This is a genomic window from Legionella taurinensis, from assembly GCF_900452865.1.
Taxonomy (GTDB): domain Bacteria; phylum Pseudomonadota; class Gammaproteobacteria; order Legionellales; family Legionellaceae; genus Legionella_C; species Legionella_C taurinensis.
The window spans coordinates 1,663,210-1,688,949 of record NZ_UGOZ01000001.1 but is presented as its reverse complement, the minus strand read 5'-3'; the positions used below and the strand labels follow the sequence as shown (position 1 = coordinate 1,688,949).

Here is a 25,740-nt window from a genome sequence, read left to right as displayed (position 1 = left end):
CCGGCACAGAGCCGAAGTCATCTTATCATCCTCTGATTAAGTTTTTCTTAATAATTCGCCATTATAATACAGTGCATTCCGATCTAACAATGTACGATATGCAAGACTTTAAAACAGAATCAAAACCTCATCAGAAGCCAGTTGAGTATGTACCGGTTCCGCGCAAACCCATCAAAGGAATAATAGAAGATCCCTTTTCAAAACGGCTTCGTCAATTTGAAAATCACGCGATTTTATATCCTTTTCCCAATCAAAGCGGGGTCTACATCAATACCAATGAAAGTGGTGTTATAAACACTGCCCAGGCTTTGGATTTATTGCCTCGAGTCGAAGGAGGGATGCATGTTGGTTTTTCAGGCTGGCATAATTTTGACATCATGGCTCAACGTTTATCGTCCAGAGGATTAATCTGTGATATTAATCCTGAAAACACCTTGTTCTTAACCACGGCCTTAAAATACGTGAGGCAGTGCGAGGACAAAGACGCCTTCATTGAAAAAATGACTGCGTTTGTTAAGAAATACCATTATGGCGGCAGCAGGGACACGTCACGTTCCTCGGTTCTGGGTAAAATACAGACAAAAAGCATCAAGTTTTGTCTGAATGTCAGCGATGAACCGCCTTACCCTGATCATTTCACTGTGCTTGAAGAAGTCGATTTGGAAAAGCTCCGTGAAACGAGCTGGCTTTACACTGCCGAGCGTTATAAACATATCCGCACATTGGCAATGACTGATAAAATCGCTGTCATTACTGAAAGCATTTGTGCAGATAACGTGTTTAAATCCGTTCAAAATCTGCTGATTAATAATGCCATGCGCATTGATACGGTCTATGTCAGCAATATTGGCGAGTGGATGTATCAACCGGAGCAACGTGAGGCTTTTTTGACAACGATTCAGTCTTTATTGATGGACAATGACACCATCCTCATCGACGCTAAAAAACCGGAAGGAGTAATTGCTTCGCCTACGCAGCGATGCGTTACCCGGGGTACGTTATTGAAGTCAAGCCAATGGAAGGCATCCTTTTTTTCATGCCCAGAGACTTCCGCGGCGATTCCAAATACTGCTGGAATCTTGTCCTCATCTCCACCTTCCAAAGAAGAGGAAACCACCGTAAGCGAGGCGTTGTCCAGAGTAAATCTGTAGGTCTAGACCATCAATCAGCACCCCGGATTTGGGGGCATGACGTTTGGAGTATTCTGTGACGAATAAGGCCAGACGTCATTCCTTTTCCAGCTTATGGCCATCCAGTTGGCGTTCATGCCTTTCTTTTTCCAGCGTATCCAGTTTCTTCTCTGACTTGGTTCTGCCAAATTTGATGCGGTTTTCACTGGCTTTTTTTTCTTTCTGAGAGCGAGCCTTCGCTTTTCTTTTCTTACTGAGGCTAATAATATCGGCCATACTATTTCCTGGCTATTTGAGTTTAAAGCGGTCTGTGAAAAGTATGGCATACCCTGATAAACAAATACATTAATAACAAGGCGAATTTGAGGTATAGAGCATCATGAAATTAAATCAAAGTGACATCATTCCCTGTAATCGATTGACTCGTTGGAGCAATAACGAAGCGCGTTATAATTCCAAAGAAGAAAAAGCCTATACGCTCGGAGCTGCCGGTGGGATGTTTATGATGTGGCGACCTTATGCCGCCTCAGAAAACAGTTCATTACCTGCAGAGGACAACCCTGGATTGCCGCGAGAAGTTGGAGCGCTGATAGGGGATTATTTGAATCGAGGCGATGCAGCAAAAATGGCTGAGACCTGTAAAAAAGCAAACAGCATGGCCAAGCAGATGCACAAAGAGTACATTGATAAAAATGGTAAATCCTATGATGAAATCCCTTATCTGGCGTTTATTTAACCTGGCGATTATGAAGCGAGGATGGCGGTGCCTGCTTACTCTGCAAGGAGGGTGATTCCCACCTGGCAGGCCAGCATGACCTGCCAGAGAATAGATAGGATGGTGCGGTTAAGGATGATTGGGTTGAGAGGTGGTCAGGCTGTCTGCAAACACCGTTTCTAAAATCTTGTGAAGGCGGCGGTGTTGATTGTCGCCATTAAAGAAATAATGGCTAAGCTTCTGATAGCGTTGTTCATCCGTTAAATTTTCTGTGGCATTTAAAATTTCACCGGATGCGGCGCTTTGACGCGAGAACCATTGCTTCTGGCGTTGATGCGTGTACATGGCCTTGATCCATAAAATCTGCTCCTGACTTATTTTCCTGTTTTTTGTCACAATCTGAAAAATACCTTTTTTAATCGTCTCAGGGGGATAGTCCGGCGATGAATGGGTGGCGAACGCTTGTTGTACAGCTTGATTGAACTGGTTATTAAATTGCGTTTGAGAGGGATCTGAACTCAAAAAATGAGCTAAGGTGAAGGCACGCCATAACGCCTCGTCTACGCTTAATTTTTTATTGGTCAACTCTTTTTTTAGGGTCTTGATTTGCACGTGAAAAAATTCGGTGTCGCTTTTTGCCTTCTTTTCCCCAAAAAAACAATGAGCAGAATGCTTGGTTTGAGGAATTTTGAGTAATAAGCTAAAAAACAGCGGGGCGGATTCCCGCACAGAGGACATGAATTTGTCCTCTTTAAACTGTCGGTTTTTTTCTGCTCTTATTTTTTTTATTTCTTCAAGCTGGGCGTCATCTTGGTTATGGGAGGGTTGAGGTTTAGTTACTGGCAAAGGAGGAAATCCTGGCTTTGCAGGGGGGGTAGTAGGGGAATTCAATCGTTGTTTTTGTTTCATTACGGTGTACGCTTTGTATTCGGCTGTGCTGGTTACATCCGTGATTTCAGCCTTGGGATTTTCTTTTTCAGAGACAGGAGTATGAGCGCCTTCATGCTCCTTGAGCTTACGGCGCAGCGCATCGGCTAATTCAAAGTGCCCGCCAAATATGGCAAGCTGTACCGCTTGTAATGAGGGTGGATACCCTTTGTTAATCAATAAATTAACGAGTTGACTATGACCATTTTGAGCCGCTTTTTCAAGTGGCCCTATCCCTCCGGACAAATAACCGGTTATGGAAATCCCTTTGTCCAATAACAGCGCGCAAACCTGGCAATTCCCTTTTTCTGCGGCATACATTAAAGGGTTTCCAGTGGAATCAGCCCCGGCCTCTAATAAAATGGCGATGATCTCCACGTGGTCCTGTTTAATTGCAGCAATTAAGGGGGTAATACCGCGCTGTAAAGCATTAATCTGGTTTTTAATGGGCGTAAGGGTGACAAAAATCTTAACAATTTCAGTGTAGCCTAAGCGAATGGCCGTCCAGAAAAGGTTTATTAATTCATCAGTGGGCGTGCTGTCAACGAGCAATTTCAACACGCGGGCGTGTCCACCTCTGGCCGCGATGGTAATCGGCGTTGTATTCCACAGGTTGGTAAGATAAGGTTTAGCCCCTTTTTCGAGGAAATACTGGGCGGATTTCTCACAGCCTACCCACGCGGCCATCGCTAAGCCGTCCCATCCATTTTCGCGTTCGATGCCGCTATTGAGCTTGTCTAAAACGTCGTGTTGAGGAGGGTACTCATGCGTTTTATCGGAGGGAATATCAAAGACTCTAAAACTAAAAGGCAGGAATTGACATGGAACAGAATCGGCAGAAACATTAAAGAGGTAATTAACCAAGCCCTGAATGGAGGTAAATTCCTTCTCGCCTTTGGGGTTGTTTGAATTGTATAAATAATAACGATTGCCGCGCCTCATTAATCCTAACGCGTGATAACGGGTATAACTGTTGTCCGTAAGAACGCTGTGAGTAATGTCGATGAATTTATTCTCAGGAAACACGTCGTAGTTTTGGAGCAGTTTTCCCAATTGTTCTTTATTAAACATTGCCGCAATGGAGTATTCCTCCTGAAAAGACTGATTGCCTCGACGTGTGTCTTCTAACGCACTGAAATTGCCATGGCCTACGCGCAGGAATTCATTGATCTGTTGGTAAAAAAGGAGGTTTCCCAGAAAATACTCCATTTCCTTATCCAGTTTTTCATCCAATGGAGATTCGCCATCCCATAAGGACAAAGCACTCAGTAGATCATAGAAATAGAAAATGTCATTTCGTGGGATAGGCGCATTATCGCCAGTTTTGCGCACCGGTTGATTGGTTAGACAATGAGAATAACCCCACAGTGCGGTATAACCTGCACAGCACCCCGCATTCAGTTGCTTAATGACGTTTTTGAGTAGTTTTTCATCGTAATCTGTTTTTGAACTTAAATACTGGATGATTTTTTTATTCAGCTTGGCCTGGCTGATGTCAACCTTGCTTGAATTTAAATTTTGCAGTAATTCAGCGATTTCTTTAGGTAACATTTTTCTAGCTAGACCTGCGCCCTGTGATCTTAAATTGGGCTATGGTATCATAATTTAGTCATAAAATAAGTGCGTGAGCCGTTGTTTGAAATTGAAATCATTCAAAACACGCCAAAGCACTTAGCGTTTACTATGGTAAATTGAGGTCATTTGGTGTAAAATATGTGCACATTTGCAGTATAAGGTGAGAAAATGGCAGGCATGTCTATCAATCGATGGTCTAAGAAATGGGACAGTCTTTCCGGAAGTGATTTTGAAAAGGCGTCTGAATTATTGTTTGAATATTGCCAGTCCTATAAAAAAACCCCAGTGTTTTCTTTTTCACATGTGTGGGGAAGTAAAATCGGACTTTTTTTCTCAGGACGCTGGGGAACAAATCATGGACAAGCAGTTCAAAGGACCTTGGGTTCATTTCATGATATGGATGCTCTTGGACGTGAATACCAAACCGTGCGAAATTTATTAAATGAACTTAAAAGGAATCTTTCTGGACAGCTTTTAAAAAAGGATGGTGATTTAAATAGAATATTGAACGTAATTCAACAAAAAACCAACATTAATTTTGAAGCTTTTTCTGAAGAAGTAAACATTGAAATCTACAATAATTACGGTGAAATGGAAAATAAGTAAAAGGAGTCACGAGAGACTCCTTTTATTTTCTTTTTACCTAAAGCAGTGAAAGAAAATGAAGTTAATTGAATTACCCCAAGACCTATTAATTACTATACTGAAATTATTAGATGTTAAAGATTTAGGAAAGATATCTTCCGTTTGTGTCTTATTGCGTGATCTCGCGTCCAGCAGCTTGGTATGGAAAGATAAGCTGCAATCATTATCTGGAATTAACAAGTTCTCATTGCATCCTAAACAATTAGTTCAGGGGTATTTTGAAGCAATGAGTCAAACAAATGAAGGATTTTTCAAAGGATACAGCAGGGTGCATTCCGATTTTAAAAACTTAATATTAAAGACCGATAAATTAAAGGATAAATTATCGGAAGAAACTGTTAAAGAAATTTCAGAAACTAATAGTTATATTCTTTCTTAACAGTAAATTGCACTTCCATATTGAATCCACCACACGGCTATATAGGTTAAGTCTGATTATCAAAATAATCAGACTTAATGATAAGTAAGGCACTGGTGGAACCCATCCAAGATCAATTTTGAAGAACCACCCAGCCTTCGCTAAACTAATTTAGGAAAAGCTAGACTTGGGGGTGTTTTCCTGTTCGGGTTCGGGCTTAGGTTCCAGTTTAGGTTCAGATTCCTTCATTGCGTTAATGGCTTGTACACAGCGTTCAATTGATTTTTCATACCCTTTCAGGACACTGTCTCTGTTTCCAGTTTTAACATATCGATAAGTGAATACGGTGCGCAAAGCAATGTGCTCATCAAAATCGTCAGCCTTGCATTGTTCAATGAATTTGTTGAATTCCTCTTTAATTTTGTCCGAAGAGAACTCTGGAAATTTTTCTACCAAGGCTATAAACCAAGCATTAAAACCTTCGATAACCTGTTCTTTCGTGAGGGTCAATAAATTCTCCTTCAACGGAGTGGTCGCACTGGTATAGGTTTCAATGTGTTGCATAAAAAATTTGCCTTGTCCCTTTTGGTAAGCCTGTTTACCCTCGTTACTGGCCCAGGCATATAAAAGGGTTAATTTTTGCGACCTTTGCGATTTATCTGATTCTTTTGATCCCATCGCAGCGATGGTCTGGAGAAATTGGTCTACCAGATCGGTCCAGGCCGTATAATAAGCGGTGGTGATCGCGGAACTGTCGCTCAACGGGTAATGCGTTGATTTAGGTTGTGTAAATAATCGAAGCATCTGATCTTCCTTTTCATGGTTATTGATTACCTATGCAGGCACAGGTTTTCCTTGTTCTCCAGGCGCTGGCTTAACGAGCGACAAGGGGCGAAATCATAGGGTATTTTTTTCCTTCAGGCAATGTCCATGCTTCCACAACTCCATCGGATACAGAAGGATATAAAATCAGATTTAAGATCCGGGATGTTGCCAATCGGCCGCCCTATTTCCAGCATCAATCTGAGCGGCCTTTGCGAATTGAGAAACGGGTCTAATGCTCACATGCCCGCCAGCGGCGGGCTGGATGAATAGTCTATTGTTTTGGTGGGGCAGGCTTGTTAACGGTATCAAGTATACGAATACTGTCTACGAAACACCGGGTTTCCCCCCGCCAGGGAGCCACAAACTCCTCACAGTGGTAAGTCAGTACCACGTGCCGGTTGTTTTCCATGGCGTAAATTGCTTTTTCGACCAGGTCTGACTTGAATTGGCCTAAAGTGAAGTGAAATTCACGTCCGGTGGCCCCGCTGGCATTATCCAAGCCGCCACGAATCAATTCGCCTTCATAAGTGCCCCACCACCGCCCTTCCTTGGCTACTTTCACAATAATGCCCGATTTTTGGCCTGATTGCGTTGTCCAGCAGCCTGCCAACAGGCTGAACGCAACGAGTAAGGGTAACATGAGTATTTTTTTAGTCATTATTTGCTCCTGATGCTGCAATCCCTGCATTATTGTTAAGTATAGAATTAAATACCAGTCCGGTTACCTTCTTTTTTTAATTACCCGCCTTTCGTCTATGCTATAGATTAAGAGTAGGATTAACTGGATGATAATCTCATGAACGAATTGGACATTCTTAAACTGTTTTATGATGAAATTAAGGCGCGAGGTGTCACACGAAACGATGTTTTCTTAAACATCGATGAGGCTGCCGCCGGCACATTATCGGAGAAGTTAAAACAGCCGGTTAGTCTGGAAGAAGCCCAGCGGCTGACCGATGTCTGCATTGCCAATGAATGGCTTGAACGGACAACGATTGATCCTGGCTACAATTTCCTGTCCTTAAGCGAAGCGGGGTTACAAATCGTGTTGCTTAACGAATACACATAACCCCTGGCCCGGATTAGAGATTTTGATCGTGAATTTCGTGGAATTCCTTCCATTCGAAATCGATGTAATTTTCAAGCAGTTTTTTAATCTCGGCCGTAACACCCTGCATTGACGTGGACTCCGTATGAAATCGCTTTCTCTGGGTAGGCTCCGTATCCGCCAAACGGGCAACATACCCTTCAGCTTCGTAGAGTTTGGTTTGATTTTTAATTGGTTTTATATTGTACGACACTTTAAATCCCTTATAGAGATATTCCACCATTTTCGATCCTCTCCTTCCTTTAGGGTCTTGCAGCTAACCGCCATCACTATCGTCTGTGCCCAGATCATCCGGCGTCACCGTGTTGTCGTCATCATCATGGATAACGGGGACGGGGTATTCGGGTTCATCGGGGACATCCGGGCCAGGATTCACAGGATCGGTCGGTAAGGGACTGTCCGGATCAAGCGGGCTGGCCATACTTATCAAGTTATCAAATTGTTCATCCATAATAAATTCCTTTTCAATGGAATTAGACTGCGAAAAGCGCTATAGCTGTCTAATTATAGATCAAATAGACTGTTGTGTGCTTATTTTTTACGTCCTGAGCCGCCCGGCTTCTTGCCTCCGCCGTCTTGTTTGTTGACGGTGGCCCAGGCGCGGCGCTCAGCCTCTTTTGAAGAGATGCCTTGACGTTCATAGCCTTCTTCAATGTGTTCCGCTTTTCGTTTTTGCTTGTCGGTGTATTTTGATTTATCGCCCTGGCTCATGATGTCACTCCTTGATCCTAAATCTAACCATTAACAATGACCCCGCCATTGGGATGAATGACTTGTCCGGTCATGTAGGACGAGTCATTTGAAGCGAGAAAAACATAGGCTGGCGCGACTTCGGCGGGTTGACCTGCGCGTTTCATGGGAACCTGGCTGCCAAATTCCTGGACTTCCTCTTCATTGAAACTTGAAGGAATAAGCGGCGTCCAGATGGGACCTGGTGCGACGGCGTTGACGCGAATGCCCCGAGAAACCAGGTTTTGCGAAAGCGACCGGGTCAGTGCCAGAATGGCGCCTTTGGTGGCCGAATAATCAATCAGGTGTTCGCTGCCCTTATAAGCCGTCACCGAGGTGGTGTTGATAATGACGCTGCCTTTTTTCAGAAAAGGCAAAGCGGCTTTAATCATATAAAAATAAGAGAAGAAATTAGTTTTAAACGTGTTTTCCATTTGTTCGCAACTAATCTCTTCCATAGTGTCCTGTGGGTGTTGCTCAGCCACATTATTAACCAGTATGTCAAGGCGGCCATAACGTTCCATCGTTTGCCTGACCACTTCGTCACAGGCGGTGTAATTCTGCAGATTGGCTGCGAGCAACAGACAGGATTGTCCTGTGTTTTCTATGATTTTTTTTGTTTTCTCAGCATCCTGCTGTTCATTCAGGTAATGGACAACCAGGTCCGCGCCTTCCATGGCAAAGGCACAGGCGACTGCGCGTCCTATGCCGCTGTCTCCTCCAGTTATCAGTGCGATTTTTCCTTGTAATTTTTCGCTTCCTTTATAACTGGAGGACAGGTATTCCGGTTGAGGTGTCATGATGGCCTCAATCCCTGGTTGTCTTTGTTGATGCTGAGCAGGTTGTTTTTCCATGATTAGCTCCTGACCTGATTACTCCCCTGTCGAGATACCATCCTGGTTCGTGTTGGTGTCATCCAGGACATCATTACTCTCATCATCGTCCTCGTCATCCGTGCCGGTGTTTATTGTGGTTCCGGTGGCATCCGTATCGGGATCCGTTGAAATGCCCATGTCCGTGGCCTCTTTCCCGGTATTGATGCCTGTCCCAGTTGCCGGATCTATCCCTGTCCCACCATTGGTTGTTGACGGTGTTGACGTTCCATTGTCATCGTCAGGTTGCGGGAGAGTAGGATCGGTTGGAGTGGTTGGGTCAGTCGGTGACGGTGTGGTTGGATCCGTTGGAGATGGCGTTGTCGGCGATGCCGGATTCACCGTAGTGGACGGCAGCGTCGTGTTGGGGACATTGGTTGCAGCCCACATGGGGTTTTGCGCAACGAAAACGCCTCCAAGTAAAATAGTCATTGGAATAATCCGTTTCATCATTCGTTCTCCTGTGGCTCCTTCATACACGCCTCAGTGAATTAAAGCGTTATGTCATTGGTTTGAGGTTTCTTTCCTTTGTATTCCAAATAATTCGTCAAGGTGTTTGGGTGGGTTGGATAAGGCGTTTCCATAAAAACAGTAATCAATTTATTTAATGCAATCCTGATTTCCTTAAGTTCATCTGAAATATGGCACAGTTCCTGAACTGCCTGTACGGTTTCCTTAGAAATTTCCATATTTATCTCCGCCATTTTTAGTGAATTAACCTCATGCTCCAAATTAATTTCCCTATTTAAACTAAAGCATAATTTTGACAATTGTCAAACAGAATGGGCAACTATCTACCATAAAATGCGTAAGGAAGATTGATAAAAAATGCAAACTTTTATCGTTTAAAAAATGATTATTTTGTTCTTTTTTTATTTGATTTAAGCCATAAAAGTAAGATTTTATCATCCGTAAGTCGGGCAATTTTATCGCGGTTTTTATCGGCCCAATCCCGTAGGCTGTCGGCCTTCCAGGATAAAATAATGTCGGGGTGGATGTAGTTTTTTTGGCAGATGGCAGGTGTATGTCCCATGAGTTTAGAAACCTGTTTAATGGTGTCATTGAAAGGATCCGCGGCCTCTTCGCCATGGTTGCAGCGAATTAAACGGCACAGTGTTTCGCGGCAGGCAATCCAGGTGCGAAAATCTTTGGCTGTGAATGGGTAATTGGTAATGTTTTTTAGATAAAAATTCACTTCCTGAGATGTGACAACCGTTAACGAATTATTTTCATCGACGTATTTAAATAATTCATAACCTGATATTTCTTCACATTTTTTCAAAATTTTTAGTATTCGTTTGTCACTTAATATTATGTTCCATAATTTTGCATTTTTTCCTCTGAAATTAAGTATTGCTTTGTTTCTCTTCAAAGACAGGTGTTTTTTTCTTAATGTGGTTAATCCATACGACTTATTTTGTCTTGCATAAACCGTATTCCCTACTCGCACGTTGAAATGATAAAGTAAATAAATAATGGCACAAATAACCTGCGCTCGATTCAATTGAGCCGGTTTGTTCAGCTCGCGGTTGATATGGCGCTTAATTAAAGGCAGGGATTGGCCAAATTCAATCATGGTCGTGAATTTTTGCTGATTACGCACCTTAAACCAGAGGGGATGATAGCGGTATTGTTTTCGATTGTTTTTATCGCGGCCCGTAGCCTGAATGTGTCCGTTTTCATAGGGGCATATCCATACGTCCTGATAAGCGGGAGGAATGGCGAGTTTTTTTATACGGGCCAGGACGTTCTCATCGCTTAATGGTTTGCCATCTTGAAAATAAATGAATTCGTCGCCCTGTTTCTGGCGCGTTATCCCGGGCATCGTGTCTTTGACATAACGCAACGAGGCAAGTCGGGCAACACGCTCACATTCTTCCATTGAATACAGTGATTCGGTCATCCTGTTTCCATTGTTGTGTTGCTAATAACAGTATAGCCGCCAGTACAACGCTATAATGAAAGAAAGAGAACCAGAAAGGATTGGAACAATGCAAAATCCGGACACCCCCACTGAAATACCTGATATTCCTCTGGAAGATCCCTCCTTGCCCAATGACGTTGAGCCAGGTCAGGACACCACACCAGAACCGGAACCGTCTGAGCGAGAGGAGCCCAATGCTCAATAAGCCGGGGGGAAGACTATACTTAATAAGATATCACGTTATCAAGATGATTTTATGTCGGAGAAGTATCATTACAGTATTGTCATACCTGCTCATAATGAAGAGGCTTTTTTACCGGCTACACTGGGTTCTGTCCAGTCGGCTATTAATACCCTTCCTGCTTACCGGGGCGAAGTGATTGTGGTGGATAATGATTCCACTGACAAGACAGCGACGCTTGCGGAAAGTTTCGGAGCACGGGTTCTTATTGAGCCCGTACGTAATATAGCCAGGGTGAGGAATACCGGTGTCAAGCACGCCAGGGGACAAGTAGTAATTTTTCTTGACGCCGATACGCTGATGAGTGAAGAAATGCTTAAAGTGAGCATTGAGACCCTGAATGATCCTGAAATCATTGCCGGTTCCTTTTTGTTAAAGCCCGACAGACCTGTTTCGAGAATGATTCGCATGATTTTTTTTATATGGAATATGCGCTCTCGCTGGAATCATCATTGCTCTGGTTGTTTTCTGTTTTGCAAAAAAGACGTTTTCGATGCCATCGGAGGCTACGATGAGTCCTTTTACGCTGCTGAAAACATTAATTTTTCAGCAAGGTTAAACCAGTATGCCAAACAGCAGCGTAAAAAAGTTATTGTTTATAAAAAATACACAGTCATGTGTTTACGAAAAATGAATAAATTTTCCCTAACTCCAAGAGTAATTTGGGATTTTTTAACCATTGGCCTTTTAAGAAACCGATACAAGAAAAAGGAAAATTGCAGGTACTGGTACTAACGATTGAGAGGTCTCAAATGATTACGAATTCAGCGCATTGCCATTTCAGCATTATCATACCCGCTCATAATGAAGAAGCCTGGCTCCCTGCCAGTCTCCACTCCATCGATGAGGCTATCCAGACGCTCCCATCCCGTTTTAAGGGCGAGGTCATTGTAGTGAATAATAATTCTACGGATAAAACCGCTGAAATCGCCGCGCATTTTGGGGCGAGAGTCCTTTTAGAGCCCGTGCGCAACATAGCACGAGTACGAAATAGCGGCGCTCGCGATGCGTTGGGCGACCTGTTGATTTTTATCGATGCGGATACGTTGATGAGCGACGAAATGCTCCATACCAGTGTGAGTATTCTGCAGCACCCTGAGATCATAGCCGGCTCTTTTCTGCTTAAAGCGGACAGGGATATTTCCTTGCTGGTCCGATTTCTGTTTTTCGTTTGGAATCAGTATGCCCAATGGTGCACGCGCTGTGCCGGCTCCTTTGTGTTTTGTAAAAAAGACGCTTTTTTAGCCATTGGTGGTTTTGATGAGGAATATTATGTGACAGAAGACATCAGTCTTTCCATTGCCTTAAAGCGTTATGCTGCAAAACACGGCAAAAAGGTCGTTATTTATAAAAAATACGTCATCATGTGTTTGCGAAAATTGGAAAAGTTCCCGCCCTCTTTTCATTTACTCATGGATTTTATTTCCGGATTATTTTTTAGAAACCGCTACAAACAGAAAAAAAACTGTAAGTATTGGTATTAAGACAGGATAGTGTATGAATGAGGTTCTCCTAAAGAATGAAGCCTTTCTGCGCGAAGAGTCGCAAAGTTTTTCTGTGCCTATTCTTCTGTTAACCCCCCCTTTAAAAACCCCCATTCTTTGCCAGTACAATCTGAACAAGCTTCTCGATATCATTGAAGATTCCACCGATTTAAATCCCGATGAAAAATGCGGGCGCCTGGACGCCTTTTTAGTGAGTCTATCGCGGGCACAGCCGGATGAGCCGCTGCTTAAGTCTATTCTGGCTCTGCCCGGTGAAGAAACTAAAAAATTTCATTATTACCCTTGGGTGATGACGTTGTACAACCGTCTGGATGATCATGAAAAAGCACTATGCCTCCACTATTGCACAGCGATGAAAGACGGGATGAAGAAATACCTGCACAAGTCCATCCATGATGTGGCGGCTATGAATGACTATTGTTATTACTCCGCGGGGATCGTGGGTGAATTTTTAACCAGCCTGTTATTTTATAGTTATCAATTAAGCGGCGGTATGGAAGAACTGATGGCCTCAAGCAGGCACGTGGGATTATTATTACAAAAAACCAATAACTTACGTGATTATTATGAAGACACGTTTATTTTAAAAAAAAACCGCTGGCCTGAGAGCATCACTGCAAGCCATTCCCCTCTGCAGTCATTAAATATTCTATGTAAAGACGCCCTGGTTAACGATGCGCTTCCAGCCATTCGTTATCTGGAGGCTTTGCCGTACAGCGATAGCCCATTTGAAAATTTTGTGCGCTTTGCGCTGTATTTGTCTATCAGCCATTTGCTGCAGATGATCGATAACCCGGATGTTCTAAAAGAGACCAAATTCAAGCCGTCGTCGTCTTATGTCTTTTCCCTATACAAAAAAATTTCGAGAAAATCACGGGAAGACTGCACCCGGGAGCTTTATTCATACTGTCAGCGCGGCATGGAGAAATTTGCCGCGCTCAATCTGTAGTCAGCTAGCCATGACGCCCAGGGTGTGATTCCTTAAGGAAAAAGAGCGTAATGAGAAGACTGAGCAGGAAACAGCATGGCATGACCAGCAAGGCCTTGTTATAACTGGCGACGGTGTAGACATGAACACCATTCACCTTATACCAGCCCTCGCTCTGGTGTAGAAACACACCAACCAATGGCTGAAATACCGCGCCGCCGATTAACACGGATAAATTATTAAATCCGGAAGCAGTACCGACCAGTTCGGGTGGATTATTGTCTTTAATCACAGCAAAACTAACCGTTTGCCCACCCGCACCCATGCCAAGCATGAACAGGACGAAATACATTGCCCCCAGAGAAACGTTGGGGACATACAGCAGGAACAGGGTCGCGCCCAAGCCAAAAACCGAACTCAAGCCTAAAGCAATACGGCGGCTGGCAATGCGATCACTGACCCACCCCAGGAGCGGGCTGCCAACACCAATACCCAACCAGATCATGCTGCATAAACCGGAAGCGGCAATCACGCTTATCTGAAACTTTTGCTGTAAATAGGGTACACCCCATAAGGCGGCAAACACCGCGATGGGCGTCCAGATAGTGCAGGCATAAGCGCCTGTATACCAGGTGTAGGATTGACGCCAGACACTCAGCAACCGCTTCCATTCATCAATAAAGGCCCTCTTCGGTGGGGTTTGAGTCGGTTGATGGGGATAATCCCGAATAATAAACCAGATTAAGGCTGCCAGAAGAAAGCCAACAGCCGCCAGAATAAAACTGGCATTGCGCCAACCCACGGCTTCGATCAATGCAGCCAAAGGCATCTCACCGAACATGGCACCCACAGAACTCATTAATTGAGCAATGCCCGCCAGCAGGGCAAACTGTTGCGGCGGAAACCATCTGGAAATCAGGACGAGGACACCGATGAAGGAAAAGGCCGAACCAATGCCAATAAGAAAACGCCCCAGTGAGGCCGTAAACAGGCTGTCCGTCGAGGCAAAAAAGAAAGAGCCCAGGGCACAGAGAATCAAGGCATAAGTCATCAATTTACGCGGGCCGTAACGATCAAACAGCACGCCGGCTGGCAACTGCATGGGGGCATAGGCATAAAAATAAAAGGCAGACACAATACCAAAACCGGCAGCGCTCACCTTGAAGGTTTGCATCATGGATTCCGCCATAACGCCGGGCGCTACCTGGAGAACGAACTCATACAGGTAGAATGTGGCGGACAATAAAAAAACGACATACGCACTGAATTGGCTGTGCTGTTGAAAATCTAACTTTCGTGTACTCAAAATGGCGTCTTCATGCAATTAAAACGCACATTACACCTCAACGGAAATTCGTTTGTCAATCCCCGCCGCATAGATGGCCCCCAGTACTGCCCGGCCTTTGGCCCCTGTCACCTGACTTAAGTCCAGCGGGGTGCCGCTTAAGGTTTTTTCTGCGAGCCAGGCAAACAATTGCGCTTCAATAAAATCAGGATTAATACCGGTCTTTGCGGTGCTCTGTACCTCGATTTCCGGGAGCTGCTGCTGCAACACCCTTAACAACTGATCGTTATGGGCACCGCCGCCGCAAATCAGCACCTGATTTGGTGTTATCGTCTGTGCTCTGATGCTGTCAGCAATAGTCACCGCGGTAAAAGCCAGCAAAGTAGCCTGAACATCCTGTGGCAGGTAACGGGGTTTAAGCCGGGAGTGAAGCCATTCGTCATTAAAATACTCCTTACCCAGGCTTTTAGGCGCCGGTTGATTAAAATAAGGATCGGCGAGCAAGCTGTGCAATAACTCATCAATAACCGTGCCGCTGGCCGCCCATGCCCCATGCCGGTCAAAGGGCTGATGCTGATGCCTGCTTATCCAGGCGTCCATCAGGCAATTCCCAGGTCCTGTATCAAAACCGCTGACTTCGTGGTTGTTTAACCAGGTCAGATTGGCTATGCCGCCAACATTGACCACCGCCAGAGGAAGGGGCAAATGACTAAACAAGGCCTGGTGATAAATCGGTGCAAACGGTGCACCTTGCCCGCCCAGCACCAAATCCCGCGTTCTGAAATCAGCCACCACGGTAATGCCCGTCAATTCAGCGATGGTATGGCCACACCCCAATTGCACCGTGTAGGGAACGGCCGCCTGAGTATTGTGGCACAGTGTCTGACCATGGCTGCCTATGGCGTTGATACGATTGTGAGGGACCGCGGTTTGTTTGAGTAACTGGCGTACAGCCTTTGCAAATTCCCGTCCCAACAGGGTATTTAACTGGCTGTAAGAACCCAGCGTGTGGCGACCTTCCAGCACGTCCTGAATCGCATCACGCGCCAATGAACTGTAGGGAATGGTCAGGCCCTCAATCAAGGTCTGAGTGGACAAATCCACCAGGGCGGCATCGATACCATCCATGCTGGTTCCGGACATGAGTCCAATAAATAAATTCATAATCTATCCATTTTTACGTGTTTTACGTTATGCTTGGGCGTTGCCTTGTGAGGTCACCCGGAGATCATGCACTTGACTAAAACCCCTTTTCTTTATCTGGCTTCCCTGTCTGCCTTTTCTCTGCTTGTCTTTGATCTGTATCAGCCTGCCCTGCCGGCTATCACCACCTATTTTAATACAAGTCATGCACTCGGTCAGTTAACTTTAAGCTTATTTTTCTTTGTTTTTGGCTTGTCGCAGCTTTTTTGGGGGCCGCTGGTGGATCACTACGGCCGACGCAGTGTGTTGCGCTTCAGTTTTTACCTGTTCCTGCTGGCCACCATCGCCTGCATGCTGGCGCCGAGCATTGAAATCCTTATTCTTGGGCGGGGCCTGCAGGGATTTGCGGTGTGTTGTGCCCACATTGTTGCTTTTTCCTGTACTCGTGATGAGGAAGACAATACCGCCAGAGCCCGCCTGCTGTCGCATATTTCCATGATTGTGTCAGTCTCCCCGATTTTTGCCCCTTTGCTCGGCTCTTTTATTTTTGTCCATTTTGGCTGGCGGGCAGATTTTCTTTTTATGCTGCTGGTTGCGATCATTTTGCTGCTTCTGGTTTCTCCCCTGGTGCGTGAATCGGTCTACTGGTCGCGAAAACCCCATCGCTTAACCTTTAAAACCTCGTTGCTGTCTTACCGCAAGCTGGCGGGACATCGGCAGCTGTGGATTACGACGGCCATTATTACCGCTGCGTTTTCCTGCGTGATGATCGCCGTTATCAATGTAGCCTACCTCATGATTGATAATCTGGGTATGTCTCCCTTCTGGTTCTCCATTCTCTTCGCCAGCAATGGTTTTATCCTGATTGGCGGTAATTTTTTAGGTATTTACTTGCGGAGAAGTCAGAGTTTAACCACCAGCATACGTCAGGGTAGCTGGATTATGGTCTTTGGATCCCTGCTTTGCCTGATTTTATTTTATCAGCAGGGCTTAACGCTTTGGAGCCTTATGCCGCTTTTATTCATTAACGTGGGTGTGACGCTGACCAATCCTCCTGCTTTTTCCTTAGCCATAGCCAATTACACGCACGAGACCAGCACAGCCATTGCCCTGCTCAATACCGTCAGAAATTCGATCTCGGCAGTCCTGGGCGGAGTGGTTGGCGTGTTACTGGTTAATGAGCCGCTTGTTTTCCCTTACAGCTTCTTTTTCTGTTCGCTGCTTTGTTTGGCATCCAGTTATTTTTGTAAGGAAGCAGAAGCTAAATGAGAATCATTTTCTCTTGCTAAACTGTTGTATTCATTTTAAATTAATGAAACGGGATCAGATTGCCCGGCCATTTCCACTACTAAAAAAGGAATTTTATGAAGAAATTACAATTAACGGGTGCAGCATTAGCCATGACTGCCGCCGCTGCTTTCTCTCTCACCCCTTCTGTTGCAAGCGCTGATACGGCATCAGCCACGGTAAAGTGCCAGGGTGTGAATGCCTGCAAAGGGTTAAGCAATTGCAAAACCAGTGAAAATGCCTGCAAAGGGCAAAACAGCTGCAAAGGTAAAGGCTATGTTGATCTGACGGCTGAACAATGCAAACAAGTCGGTGGAAAAGCGGAATAATTTCTGACCAGGTGGGCAACCACCTGGTTTCAAGCCGGACTATGTATGACTTCCTCTGACTATCGTTTTCCTTTCCTTGGATTTGGCCTGGGGCTTCGGACTGAACATTACCTTGATATTTTACACCATAAACCCAGGGTCGACTGGTTTGAAATCATTACGGAAAATTACCTGGTTCCCGGCGGCAAACCCCATTATTTTCTTGACGAAATCAGACAACACTATCCGCTGGTCATGCACGGTGTTTCCCTTTCCATTGCCAGCATGGATGGCTTGGATTGGGACTACTTAAGCCAGGTAAAACGATTGGCCGAACACATCGAGCCGGCATGGATTTCCGATCATTTGTGCTGGACTGGCGTTGACCACCTGAACATGCATGATTTGCTGCCGGTTCCTTACACGCAGGACGCGATCGATCATATTGTTTCGCGCATCAAACAGGTACAGGATTACCTGGGAAGGCAGTTGTTAATTGAAAACGTCTCAAGTTACCTCACCTACACCACATCCGAAATGCCAGAATGGGAATTTATCAATGAGATAAGCCAGCGGGCTGACTGTTACCTGTTGCTTGACGTCAACAATGTGTATGTCAGTTCGGTCAATCATCAGTTTAATCCCCTCACCTACCTGAACGCCCTCCCGCATGAACGGGTAAAGCAAATCCACCTGGCAGGCCACTCGCACCAGGGGAATTACATTGTGGACACGCATGACGCACCGGTATGTGACGACGTGTGGGCGCTCTATGCTCAGGTGATTGAGCGTTTTGGCCAGGTTTCTACCCTGATTGAACGGGATGATCATATCCCGCCGCTCAGTGAGTTGCTGAATGAATTGAACAGGGCCAGGGCCATTACCGCCCGCTGCCTGGCGAGGGAACCGGTATCATGACTACTCTTTCGGCTATTCAACGGCAAGTGCAGGCCTATCTATTGGCGAAGGACACTGATTTTACCGGTCATGCGTTACAAGACATCATTGTTTCCACCCCAACCGTTTCGGCCAGTACGCGGGCGCGCATTTACAAAGAGGCCTATCAAATGCGTTTGTTGGATGCGTTATCGAATAATTTCCCCTGCCTGAAACGGTATCTCGGTGAAGAGGCATTCGCGCGTTTCGGTTCAGAGTATTCAGCAAAATACCCTTCGTCGAATCGCTCCATTCGCTGGTTCGGCCACCAGTTTGCCCATTTTTTAGCGAGCCATTTGTCTGACGACTACGGCATGATTGCCGAACTGGCTGAATTTGAATGGGCCATGGCGCTGGCGTTTGACGCAAAAGACGCCTCGGCAGTGACCTTGGACGAGATGGCTCTGATCCCGCCTGAACACTGGGAAAACCTCCGCTTTAAAACGCATCCGTCGCTGCAAACCCTGGCCCTGTCATGGAATGCCACGGCCCTTTGGGAAGCCCTTAATCGGGAAGAAGATCCTCCTGCCGCCAGCAAAAATGACAGGCAATCCTGGCTGCTTTGGCGGCAGGCGTACAGTAATCGTTTTTACCTGATGGCACCGGATGAAACCTGGGCAATGAGTGCATTACAACAGGGGCAAGCCTTTGGCGAGATCTGCCTGGGTTTGTGTCAATGGCACAACGAGAACGAGGTGGGTCTACGCGCTGCCAACCTGCTGCAGAAATGGGTGCAGTCACAGACCATTGTAAGCTTTTCATACAAGGACTAATTCACATGAACAAAGAAAAAATAATCCGCTCAGCCATCGGTGCGTTTATAGCCGCCACAGTCAATCACTCGGTTATGGCCGAATCGGCGCCAGCCCCCAGCGAAAAATGTTATGGGATTGTCAAGGCCGGCATGAATGATTGTTCAACGGCCAAAGCCTCCTGCGCTGGTTCATCCACCCAAGATCGACAGGCCGATGCCTTTATTCTGCTGCCATCCGGTGTCTGTGAGCGGATAGTCGGCGGCCAGTTGACACCGCCAGCGCAACCTTCTTCAGCTAAATAACTTCGACAGGAGCTTTTATGAACCGCGTCATTTGCTTGCTTTCCATTGTTCTTTTCAGTGTATTGAGTTTGCCACTGTGTGCAGCACCCGAAAAACTGGTGATTGACGATCAGCACAGTTATGTGTTGTGGCGTATTCAGCACCTCGGTTTTTCAACGCAATCCGGTAAGTGGTATGTGAAAGGAGTCCTCATGCTGGATAAGGACAACCCAGAAAACAGCAAAGTGGAAGCGACCATTGACGTTGCTAAATTTGTTACCGGCATTCCCGAATTGGACAAACACCTGGGCGACAAACTCTTTTTTGATGTCAAACAATACCCCACCGCCGAATTTGTCAGCGACAAGGTCGAACTGACTGGTAAGAATACAGCGAAAGTGACGGGTACGCTCACGGTACGCGGCGTATCCAAACCGGTGACACTGGATGTGACGATGAATAAAGTGGGCAAAAACCCGGTTAGCGAGCGTATGACGGTCGGTTTTACTGCAACAACCACGCTTAAACGCTCGGATTTTGGCCTTAAAGCCTTCCTGCCGGATTTAGGGGATGAAGTCAACATTGAAATCGGTGCGGAAGCCTACCAACCTTCGGCTTAAGGACCACCATGCGCATCAGAAATGACGACACTCATTTTGGCCTGGCCGCAATTGGTCTGCACTGGGCCATGGCGGTGCTGATTATTGGACTCCTAATCCTGGGGTTTTTCATGGTGTCGCTGCCTGTGAGCCTTCAGAAGCTGAAATTATACGGTTGGCACAAGGAATATGGTTTTCTCGCTTTATTTCTTGTTGCCGCGCGGCTCCTTTGGCGGTTGAGCAATCCGACGCCGCGATTAAATTTAGCGCGTTGGGAGGTCATCAGCGCCCGGAGTGTGCATTGGCTGTTTTATGCCATGATGCTGCTTATGCCGCTGACAGGATGGCTTATTACCTCGGCTGCAGGACTTCCGGCTTCCTTTTTTGGCTGGTTTACCCTGCCGAACCTGACAGGACCTGATGAGCAGTTGCGGCAGGTGTTTGAACAAGCCCATGAATGGCTGGCGTATGTGCTGATTGGCCTGATTGCCCTGCATGCAGCGGCAGCACTGAAACATTATTTCATTAACAAAGACGATATTTTACAACGGATGATTTCACCATGAGCATCAAAGCGTTCGTTCATTTTGTTTGGATGGTGGGTTTGTGTATCCTGCCCGCCTTAGGCCTTGCCTCGGTGCCGCAATGGATCATTGTCCCTGGCGAAAGCCAGCTGTCCTTTACAGCAACCCAGAATGACGCCCCGGTTTCTGGTCAATTTAAAACCTTTTCCGGTCAGATTTTTGTCGATCCCCTTGATTTGGCCAGCAGCCGCATTGACATTGTTGTCGATATGAACTCCGTCCATGCGTCCTATGCTGAGTTGAAAGATACCCTGATTACCCCTGACTGGTTTAATGTTCAATTGTTTCCACAGGCGGAATTTAAAGCCCAGGGCATTCAACAATCGTTAGACGGTACTTATCAGACCACTGGTACACTTAAAATCCGCGACAAAACAGTGCCTGTCACCCTGACATTCAAAGCCGAACAACTTTCTGCAGATAAAGGGATTGTTGAAGGCAGCACCGTCATTAAGCGCAGTCTGTTTGGTGTTGGCCAAGGCGAGTGGAGCAGCACCGAGGAGGTCAAAGATGAGGTGACGGTGCGGTTTAAGGTGGTGGCTCTTAGAAAGCAATAGACAGGAGTGCGGTGCATAAACAAAGCGGCATGATCCATCCTGTGTCATCGCGCAGCCTTGCACCCAGTTAAGAGGTTAATTTATCGCTCTTAAGATTGCCCATTAGCGCATGCTGATAGGCGGCAATCGCCAGTTTCATGGCGTTTGTATCAAAATGGCTTATGATTTCATGCTGTTGCACTACATCCATCAGTACTTTACCCGGCTCATCGCTACCAAAACCAATTTGGGTCGACGGTTCTTCTTCAGCGGCACGTTGGGCTAACTGATCCAGCTTTTCCAAATAGATTTCTTTCAATAAATTAAGGATGGCCGTGTGTGCACTTTTGTTTTTAGAGTCACTACTCATCCAACTGAAAAGATTCATTTTTGGAGGTGTGTAGCTTTTAGGCACTTTCAGCTTATTTTCTTTAATTTGCATGAACAACTCATTCAGCTGAGCCATGGCAATAAGCGGTTCAGCATTTAAGTTGGTGAGCAAATCCTCTTTTACGGTCTCTTTTGTGGAAGTGATTTGATCTGCGCTTAAATTGGAAAGGAATTGCTTGGCATGAGTAACTTTGTAAGCATTAAAATGCGCCAAATCGGCTAAGGTTTCTTCCCCAAGTTCATCCGTTGAAAAACCTGCATAATGCGCAGGGTATTCCACGATTTTCATTCCATGTCCGTTTTGCAGGGACAGCATATTATTCAGGAGAAGAACAAACGTACGGCCATTGCCATCAGGAAAATAGTGGGATTGATGCAGTTTGCGTATAAAATGATTTATTGCATTAACCTCAGCCAATACCCGCTCTGTCTTTCCTTCGATTTGTTTGGCCTCATCCAATTCCTGATAATAATGATCGATATCAGCCTGGACGAGTTGAATGATTTCCGCCCGCTCGGCTTTATTGGACACAATAGAAACCTTAACCAGACTCTTTTCGGAGGGGCGGGGCTTGTTACCCGTGTAGGCGGTTTTGCTTAAGGAAGCGGCCAGAAGGTAATTACGCAAATCGTCCTCAAAGGTATCACTCAAGGCATTAAGATAGATAGGGTATTGATTATAGCGTTCGACTTTAATTTCAATAAACGGTTCTGAACGGGTGCCTTTGGCTAATGCGGATGCCCTCAACATGTCAATGAGTTCGCTTATCCCTTCCTCGCTTACCCCTGCCTGCTCCTTAAGTCCTGGCTCGGGCAAAAAAATCTCAAACTCACCCATGTAGGTATTGTAGCCTTCTCTAATAATGTCGTCGGATTCGTAATTGTCCTCATAGCGGTAAAACTATGGTACAACCCTTCAATCAGCGCCGGAGTTACGGGTTCGCGATCATGTTTTCTTAAATAATCAAAGCCGGCTTTCATCCCCTGATAAAATTGTGGACGAAAATTACTCGGCCCTTTTTTTGCCTGCCATCCATCCGTTTGTACACGCCAAATTTCACTTCGCGGGAAATCTTTCAAAGCAATATCAATCAAACTTGGCATATCAGACTTCTTTTTTATAACGATCTGGTTTCAGTATAATTGTTGTTTATTAAGGTAGTATTAAATTAGGCATTATGGTATAATTTTACTCAATACCGGTCTTGGGAAATTGATTTATGCGACGTGTAGCAGTCTATGGTCAAGACAGCAATGAAAAGAAAGTCATTGTAAAGGAGTTGGAGGCTTTAAAGCGTTACAAATTGATGGAGGCTACGTTGTCCATGCCTTCATTTCTTCTGTTTAATGATGGCCGTGAGCCGCCTTATTATACGGCGTCCCTGCAAATTCTTGTGCTTAATTTAAACAATGAAACAACCGAATCAATTGCCTCCCTGGAAAGGAATTACCATCCCTGTGATTTTAGCCGCCCTGTACTGCTTCTGGTGTATGGAAGCAACCCGGCGCATCTTGAGCAATTAAACCCTTACCTTAATGCGCACATTCGCTTACACCGCATTGAGAATCTGGAAAAAATCAATACAGATGCAATTCTTTATCAACTTGACAGTCTGTCCAGTCAGTATTATGACAACAAGAATGATCCTGTCATATTCAAGTAAATGCTTATAAATGAATGAGACCACGGCTTATGCGTAATGGCAATTTGAAGATTATCAGCTCCTCATTATCAGTGACATCTCCTTCGATAATCAGTTCCTATGATCAAAAAACAAGTGAATTTATTCAAAAACGCTTTTATGCTCTCAGCACGTCGCATCACAGCGTTCTGATTACAGGGTCAAGTCTCGCCCATCAACACAAAGACATTGAAAACGAGCAGGTTTTAGATGCTGGCGCAATGACGTTTGTGAAAAACAAGGCAGGAATTATCATCGGTATTCGCCAGGCTACAGCTGATGGGCTGGGCGGTTCCCCTGATGATGAAATGGAAAATGCCAGCATTGCGACCATCGCTTCGTTTGCCTGCGAAACCTTTATTGACAGCAGGCAGTCTTCCCTTGACACCTATTATCAAATCGCCCAATCCTCTAAAGACCATGCCTTGTCGCCTAATCCCTACCAAACCTATGACAGTCAATGTGCGCTGGCGGCCGCTGCATTTTCCTACACAGGCAAAGGGAAATACCAGGGCGAGCTTTCTAACATGGGCGATACCCTGTTAGTGGTTTTAAGTGACGACATGAGGGTCAAAAAAATTCTGCCCGCGCGCCATATTTATCGCGGCATGGGTGTTTGGACCCCCGCCTCGGTGCAGATGCTTGATCGGAAAAAACCGCAGGTTTTAATCAATGAATCCTACGAGGCTCAGGAAGGCGATGTCATCATTTCCATGACCGATGGGATTTGGTCGGAACTGGATTTATCCCCCTTCACGGAAAAAAATGATGTCCGTGAACTCAAAGTGGCGGAAGATAAATTTGAAGCACTGTTTAAGTCTGCCTCTTTACCTAAACACTGTTCAGCCTATGAGATTGCTGCAACGCTGCTGAATCTAGCCGTTGAACGCTCGTTGTCCAAGCGCAATCACCTCCTCAGCGTATTAACCCAGTTAAAGAAAATGGATTTGCCGTCCAAAAACGCAACGGTGGACGAGGTCCTAACCGTTTTAAAGGAGGACGGGCAGGAGAAAACGGCGGCGGCCTTGTCTGAGTTGCTGTTTAATAACAATGGCGACGGGGTTGTTTATCGACGCGGGGTGGACATTCCCTTCGCCATCGTGCTTCAGGATTTGCAGGGAAGAACCGCAGGCGACTGCTCTACCGTCAATGTGACGCGCATCCCCTATCACAACGATGAATGCATCCGCGCCTTGTTGAACAATCCAAAGCAGGCTGCTGCCTTATTACGCGAATTAATGAGCGACATGCCTTCCGCAGAACAAATCAAAGAATCAATTGCCCGCTTGAAGCAGGAGATTGTGCCTGTCAAATCCCAGATGCTGCTGGAAAAACTGGAAACAGAAAAAAATCTCAATGACACGCAGCTTGAAGCACTCGAACAGGTATTGCTTATCATTTGTCAGATTAAAACCATCCAAAAAAACACGCGGCATTACCTTGAGCAGTTGCAACAAATCACAGGACTAATGGGGACACTGAACGAGTCGGTGAAAGGCTGCGTCATGCAATTAATCAAAGAGGACCTGTCACCCGGTTTTACCGTGATGAAGCTTTTTACCAGCAAAGAAACAAGCACCTTTAAAAAATTTGTAAAAGCTCAAGGGCCCGGTATTGCGCTTGAGGATTTTTTGCAGGCACTAGAACATGACCCTGTGGATGGTGCTGTCCCGATCACGATTTCGTTGGACTAATTTGAAAGCATTGATAAAAATTCTGTGTGGTTTGCCGGGCCACGTCCTCGTAAGTCATGCCCCTCAACTCTGCAAGGGCTAAGGCAACGTGCTTAACCAGGGCTGGGTGGTTTTGTTTTCCACGGAATGGAACCGGTGCCAGATAAGGCGAATCCGTTTCGATTAATAACCGATCAAGAGGGACTTTGCGTGCAACGTCCTGCAAAGTCGTGGCATTTTTAAAGGTGACAATGCCTGAAAGGGAGATATAAAAATTCAAATCCAGTGCTTGTCGGGCAATATCCCAATCCTCTGCAAAACAATGCATCACACCGCCCGTTTCCGCTGCGCGATGATTCTTCATGACTTGAAGCGTATCTGAGGCCGCCTGACGCGTATGAATAATTAACGGTTTTGACGTGGCGATAGCCGCCTCGATGTGATGAATAAACCGTTGCCGCTGTAAGGCCTGGGCTTCGTTCGTGGTCGTACGGTAATAATCGAGACCGGTTTCACCAATGGCAATGCAGGCCGGATGGCGTTGTGCCAATGCAATCAGCTCAGCCGCCTCCGGCTCCCTGTCGATTTCGCTGTTAGGGTGAATCCCGACTGAAATACTGACCTGCGGGTAAGTGTCTGCCAGTTGACAAAGCGTGGGATAATCATCCAGTTCCACACAGACACAAAGAAAATGGCTGACATCGTTCTCTTTAGCGAGACGCATGACTTGATTCAAATCCTGATTAAATTCCGATAAATCAATAAAATTGAGGTGGCAATGCGAATCAACAAGCATAAT

Annotated in this window: 35 protein-coding genes; 19 read left to right on the top strand and 16 right to left on the bottom strand. The window is 45.7% G+C overall.

What is annotated here, in order from left to right; genetic code table 11:
* The first annotated feature begins 98 nt into the window (after positions 1-98).
* A complete protein-coding gene (locus tag DYE45_RS07905; RefSeq protein WP_120047550.1) occupies positions 99-1,151 on the top strand; it encodes an LIC_10091 family protein in 1,053 nt (350 codons plus the stop codon).
* A 75-nt stretch (positions 1,152-1,226) separates the two neighbouring features.
* Here DYE45_RS07905 and DYE45_RS07900 read toward each other — a convergent pair whose 3' ends face one another.
* A complete protein-coding gene (locus DYE45_RS07900; RefSeq protein ID WP_115300720.1) occupies positions 1,227-1,406 on the bottom strand; it encodes a DUF4169 family protein in 180 nt (59 codons plus the stop codon).
* Between the two features lie 103 nt (positions 1,407-1,509).
* Here DYE45_RS07900 and DYE45_RS07895 point away from each other — a divergent pair, with 103 nt between their 5' ends.
* Complete coding sequence (locus tag DYE45_RS07895) at positions 1,510-1,866, top strand: hypothetical protein (protein WP_108291419.1); 357 nt, start codon at positions 1,510-1,512, stop codon at positions 1,864-1,866.
* Positions 1,867-1,974: 108 nt separating this feature from the next.
* Here the strand turns inward: DYE45_RS07895 and DYE45_RS07890 are convergent, their stop codons facing one another.
* A complete protein-coding gene (locus DYE45_RS07890) occupies positions 1,975-4,323 on the bottom strand; it encodes an ankyrin repeat domain-containing protein (protein WP_115300719.1) in 2,349 nt (782 codons plus the stop codon).
* A 192-nt stretch (positions 4,324-4,515) separates the two neighbouring features.
* Between DYE45_RS07890 and DYE45_RS07885 the strand changes: the two genes are divergently transcribed.
* Positions 4,516-4,953 carry a hypothetical protein gene (locus DYE45_RS07885; protein ID WP_108291423.1) on the top strand — a complete coding sequence of 146 codons (438 nt, stop codon included), beginning with the start codon at positions 4,516-4,518 and terminating at the stop codon, positions 4,951-4,953.
* 55 nt (positions 4,954-5,008) lie between these two features.
* Positions 5,009-5,371, top strand: a complete 363-nt coding sequence (locus tag DYE45_RS07880; RefSeq protein WP_108291425.1) for an F-box-like domain-containing protein — start codon at positions 5,009-5,011, stop codon at positions 5,369-5,371.
* A gap of 150 nt (positions 5,372-5,521) precedes the next feature.
* Here the strand turns inward: DYE45_RS07880 and DYE45_RS07875 are convergent, their stop codons facing one another.
* Together DYE45_RS07875 and DYE45_RS07870 are read right to left on the bottom strand one after the other, a co-directional pair.
* Positions 5,522-6,154 (bottom strand): hypothetical protein, encoded by a 633-nt coding sequence (locus DYE45_RS07875; protein WP_108291427.1) that lies wholly within the window; start codon positions 6,152-6,154, stop codon positions 5,522-5,524.
* A 292-nt stretch (positions 6,155-6,446) separates the two neighbouring features.
* Positions 6,447-6,833 (bottom strand): hypothetical protein, encoded by a 387-nt coding sequence (locus tag DYE45_RS07870; protein ID WP_108291429.1) that lies wholly within the window; start codon positions 6,831-6,833, stop codon positions 6,447-6,449.
* Between the two features lie 138 nt (positions 6,834-6,971).
* On the opposite strand from DYE45_RS07870, the gene DYE45_RS07865 reads away from it, so the two are divergent.
* Positions 6,972-7,244, top strand: a complete 273-nt coding sequence (locus tag DYE45_RS07865; protein ID WP_108291431.1) for a hypothetical protein — start codon at positions 6,972-6,974, stop codon at positions 7,242-7,244.
* A 13-nt stretch (positions 7,245-7,257) separates the two neighbouring features.
* Here the strand turns inward: DYE45_RS07865 and DYE45_RS07860 are convergent, their stop codons facing one another.
* From DYE45_RS07860 to DYE45_RS07830, 7 genes are all read right to left on the bottom strand, one after another.
* The gene (locus DYE45_RS07860) at positions 7,258-7,476 is read right to left on the bottom strand and encodes a hypothetical protein (protein WP_133138152.1); all 219 of its coding nucleotides are present in this window, start codon (positions 7,474-7,476) and stop codon (positions 7,258-7,260) included.
* 63 nt (positions 7,477-7,539) lie between these two features.
* Positions 7,540-7,734 carry a hypothetical protein gene (locus tag DYE45_RS07855; protein WP_108291433.1) on the bottom strand — a complete coding sequence of 65 codons (195 nt, stop codon included), beginning with the start codon at positions 7,732-7,734 and terminating at the stop codon, positions 7,540-7,542.
* 80 nt (positions 7,735-7,814) lie between these two features.
* Complete coding sequence (locus DYE45_RS07850) at positions 7,815-7,994, bottom strand: hypothetical protein (RefSeq protein ID WP_108291435.1); 180 nt, start codon at positions 7,992-7,994, stop codon at positions 7,815-7,817.
* A gap of 23 nt (positions 7,995-8,017) precedes the next feature.
* Entirely contained in the window at positions 8,018-8,866 is an 849-nt protein-coding gene (locus DYE45_RS07845) for an SDR family oxidoreductase (RefSeq protein WP_108291437.1), read from the bottom strand.
* A gap of 18 nt (positions 8,867-8,884) precedes the next feature.
* A complete protein-coding gene (locus tag DYE45_RS07840) occupies positions 8,885-9,337 on the bottom strand; it encodes a hypothetical protein (RefSeq protein WP_115300718.1) in 453 nt (150 codons plus the stop codon).
* A gap of 38 nt (positions 9,338-9,375) precedes the next feature.
* Positions 9,376-9,573 carry a hypothetical protein gene (locus DYE45_RS07835; RefSeq protein ID WP_108291441.1) on the bottom strand — a complete coding sequence of 66 codons (198 nt, stop codon included), beginning with the start codon at positions 9,571-9,573 and terminating at the stop codon, positions 9,376-9,378.
* Positions 9,574-9,740: 167 nt separating this feature from the next.
* Positions 9,741-10,787 (bottom strand): DNA topoisomerase IB, encoded by a 1,047-nt coding sequence (locus tag DYE45_RS07830; RefSeq protein ID WP_108291443.1) that lies wholly within the window; start codon positions 10,785-10,787, stop codon positions 9,741-9,743.
* An 88-nt stretch (positions 10,788-10,875) separates the two neighbouring features.
* Between DYE45_RS07830 and DYE45_RS14700 the strand changes: the two genes are divergently transcribed.
* From DYE45_RS14700 to DYE45_RS07815, 4 genes are read left to right on the top strand one after another with little or no spacing between them, the layout of a single operon-like run.
* Entirely contained in the window at positions 10,876-11,013 is a 138-nt protein-coding gene (locus DYE45_RS14700) for a hypothetical protein (RefSeq protein ID WP_160160700.1), read from the top strand.
* 51 nt (positions 11,014-11,064) lie between these two features.
* Positions 11,065-11,784, top strand: coding sequence for a glycosyltransferase (locus tag DYE45_RS07825; protein ID WP_108291445.1), 720 nt, complete (start codon positions 11,065-11,067; stop codon positions 11,782-11,784).
* Between the two features lie 17 nt (positions 11,785-11,801).
* Complete coding sequence (locus DYE45_RS07820; protein WP_115300717.1) at positions 11,802-12,533, top strand: glycosyltransferase; 732 nt, start codon at positions 11,802-11,804, stop codon at positions 12,531-12,533.
* 13 nt (positions 12,534-12,546) lie between these two features.
* Positions 12,547-13,503, top strand: coding sequence for a squalene/phytoene synthase family protein (locus tag DYE45_RS07815; protein WP_115300716.1), 957 nt, complete (start codon positions 12,547-12,549; stop codon positions 13,501-13,503).
* Between the two features lie 4 nt (positions 13,504-13,507).
* On the opposite strand, the gene DYE45_RS07810 is transcribed toward DYE45_RS07815, so the two are convergent.
* Together DYE45_RS07810 and DYE45_RS07805 are read right to left on the bottom strand one after the other, a co-directional pair.
* On the bottom strand, positions 13,508-14,788 hold the full coding sequence (locus tag DYE45_RS07810; RefSeq protein WP_242602638.1) for an MFS transporter: 1,281 nt from the start codon (positions 14,786-14,788) through the stop codon (positions 13,508-13,510).
* Between the two features lie 30 nt (positions 14,789-14,818).
* Positions 14,819-15,931, bottom strand: a complete 1,113-nt coding sequence (locus DYE45_RS07805; RefSeq protein WP_115300715.1) for an anhydro-N-acetylmuramic acid kinase — start codon at positions 15,929-15,931, stop codon at positions 14,819-14,821.
* A gap of 66 nt (positions 15,932-15,997) precedes the next feature.
* Between DYE45_RS07805 and DYE45_RS07800 the strand changes: the two genes are divergently transcribed.
* The 8 genes from DYE45_RS07800 to DYE45_RS07765 all read left to right on the top strand — a co-directional run bounded on the left by DYE45_RS07800 (position 15,998) and on the right by DYE45_RS07765 (position 21,217).
* On the top strand, positions 15,998-17,179 hold the full coding sequence (locus DYE45_RS07800) for a multidrug effflux MFS transporter (protein ID WP_108291453.1): 1,182 nt from the start codon (positions 15,998-16,000) through the stop codon (positions 17,177-17,179).
* 95 nt (positions 17,180-17,274) lie between these two features.
* Complete coding sequence (bufA2, locus tag DYE45_RS07795) at positions 17,275-17,526, top strand: BufA2 family periplasmic bufferin-type metallophore (RefSeq protein WP_108291455.1); 252 nt, start codon at positions 17,275-17,277, stop codon at positions 17,524-17,526.
* Positions 17,527-17,571: 45 nt separating this feature from the next.
* Positions 17,572-18,423, top strand: coding sequence for an MNIO family bufferin maturase (gene bufB / locus DYE45_RS07790; protein ID WP_108291457.1), 852 nt, complete (start codon positions 17,572-17,574; stop codon positions 18,421-18,423).
* Positions 18,420-19,214, top strand: a complete 795-nt coding sequence (locus DYE45_RS07785) for an HvfC/BufC N-terminal domain-containing protein (protein WP_108291459.1) — start codon at positions 18,420-18,422, stop codon at positions 19,212-19,214. The genes bufB and DYE45_RS07785 overlap by 4 nt, the downstream gene beginning before the upstream one ends.
* 5 nt (positions 19,215-19,219) lie before the next feature.
* Positions 19,220-19,498 (top strand): BufA1 family periplasmic bufferin-type metallophore, encoded by a 279-nt coding sequence (locus tag DYE45_RS07780; protein ID WP_108291461.1) that lies wholly within the window; start codon positions 19,220-19,222, stop codon positions 19,496-19,498.
* A 17-nt stretch (positions 19,499-19,515) separates the two neighbouring features.
* Positions 19,516-20,097 carry a YceI family protein gene (locus tag DYE45_RS07775; RefSeq protein WP_108291463.1) on the top strand — a complete coding sequence of 194 codons (582 nt, stop codon included), beginning with the start codon at positions 19,516-19,518 and terminating at the stop codon, positions 20,095-20,097.
* Positions 20,098-20,105: 8 nt separating this feature from the next.
* Positions 20,106-20,642, top strand: a complete 537-nt coding sequence (locus tag DYE45_RS07770) for a cytochrome b (RefSeq protein ID WP_108291465.1) — start codon at positions 20,106-20,108, stop codon at positions 20,640-20,642.
* Positions 20,639-21,217 (top strand): YceI family protein, encoded by a 579-nt coding sequence (locus DYE45_RS07765; protein ID WP_115300714.1) that lies wholly within the window; start codon positions 20,639-20,641, stop codon positions 21,215-21,217. The genes DYE45_RS07770 and DYE45_RS07765 overlap by 4 nt, the downstream gene beginning before the upstream one ends.
* Positions 21,218-21,284: 67 nt before the next feature.
* Here the strand turns inward: DYE45_RS07765 and DYE45_RS07760 are convergent, their stop codons facing one another.
* Complete coding sequence (locus DYE45_RS07760; protein ID WP_115300713.1) at positions 21,285-22,424, bottom strand: Fic family protein; 1,140 nt, start codon at positions 22,422-22,424, stop codon at positions 21,285-21,287.
* Positions 22,367-22,690, bottom strand: coding sequence for a hypothetical protein (locus DYE45_RS14600; RefSeq protein WP_133138151.1), 324 nt, complete (start codon positions 22,688-22,690; stop codon positions 22,367-22,369). Before DYE45_RS14600 ends, DYE45_RS07760 begins: the two co-directional genes overlap by 58 nt.
* Before the next feature lie 116 nt (positions 22,691-22,806).
* Between DYE45_RS14600 and DYE45_RS07755 the strand changes: the two genes are divergently transcribed.
* Both DYE45_RS07755 and DYE45_RS07750 read left to right on the top strand, forming a co-directional pair.
* The gene (locus tag DYE45_RS07755; protein WP_115300712.1) at positions 22,807-23,250 is read left to right on the top strand and encodes a hypothetical protein; all 444 of its coding nucleotides are present in this window, start codon (positions 22,807-22,809) and stop codon (positions 23,248-23,250) included.
* Between the two features lie 29 nt (positions 23,251-23,279).
* A complete protein-coding gene (locus tag DYE45_RS07750; RefSeq protein WP_115300711.1) occupies positions 23,280-24,962 on the top strand; it encodes a hypothetical protein in 1,683 nt (560 codons plus the stop codon).
* On the opposite strand, the gene DYE45_RS07745 is transcribed toward DYE45_RS07750, so the two are convergent.
* Entirely contained in the window at positions 24,943-25,737 is a 795-nt protein-coding gene (locus DYE45_RS07745) for a TatD family hydrolase (protein ID WP_115300710.1), read from the bottom strand. The two genes, DYE45_RS07750 and DYE45_RS07745, sit on opposite strands and share 20 nt — an antisense overlap.
* Between the last annotated feature and the right edge of the window lie 3 nt (positions 25,738-25,740).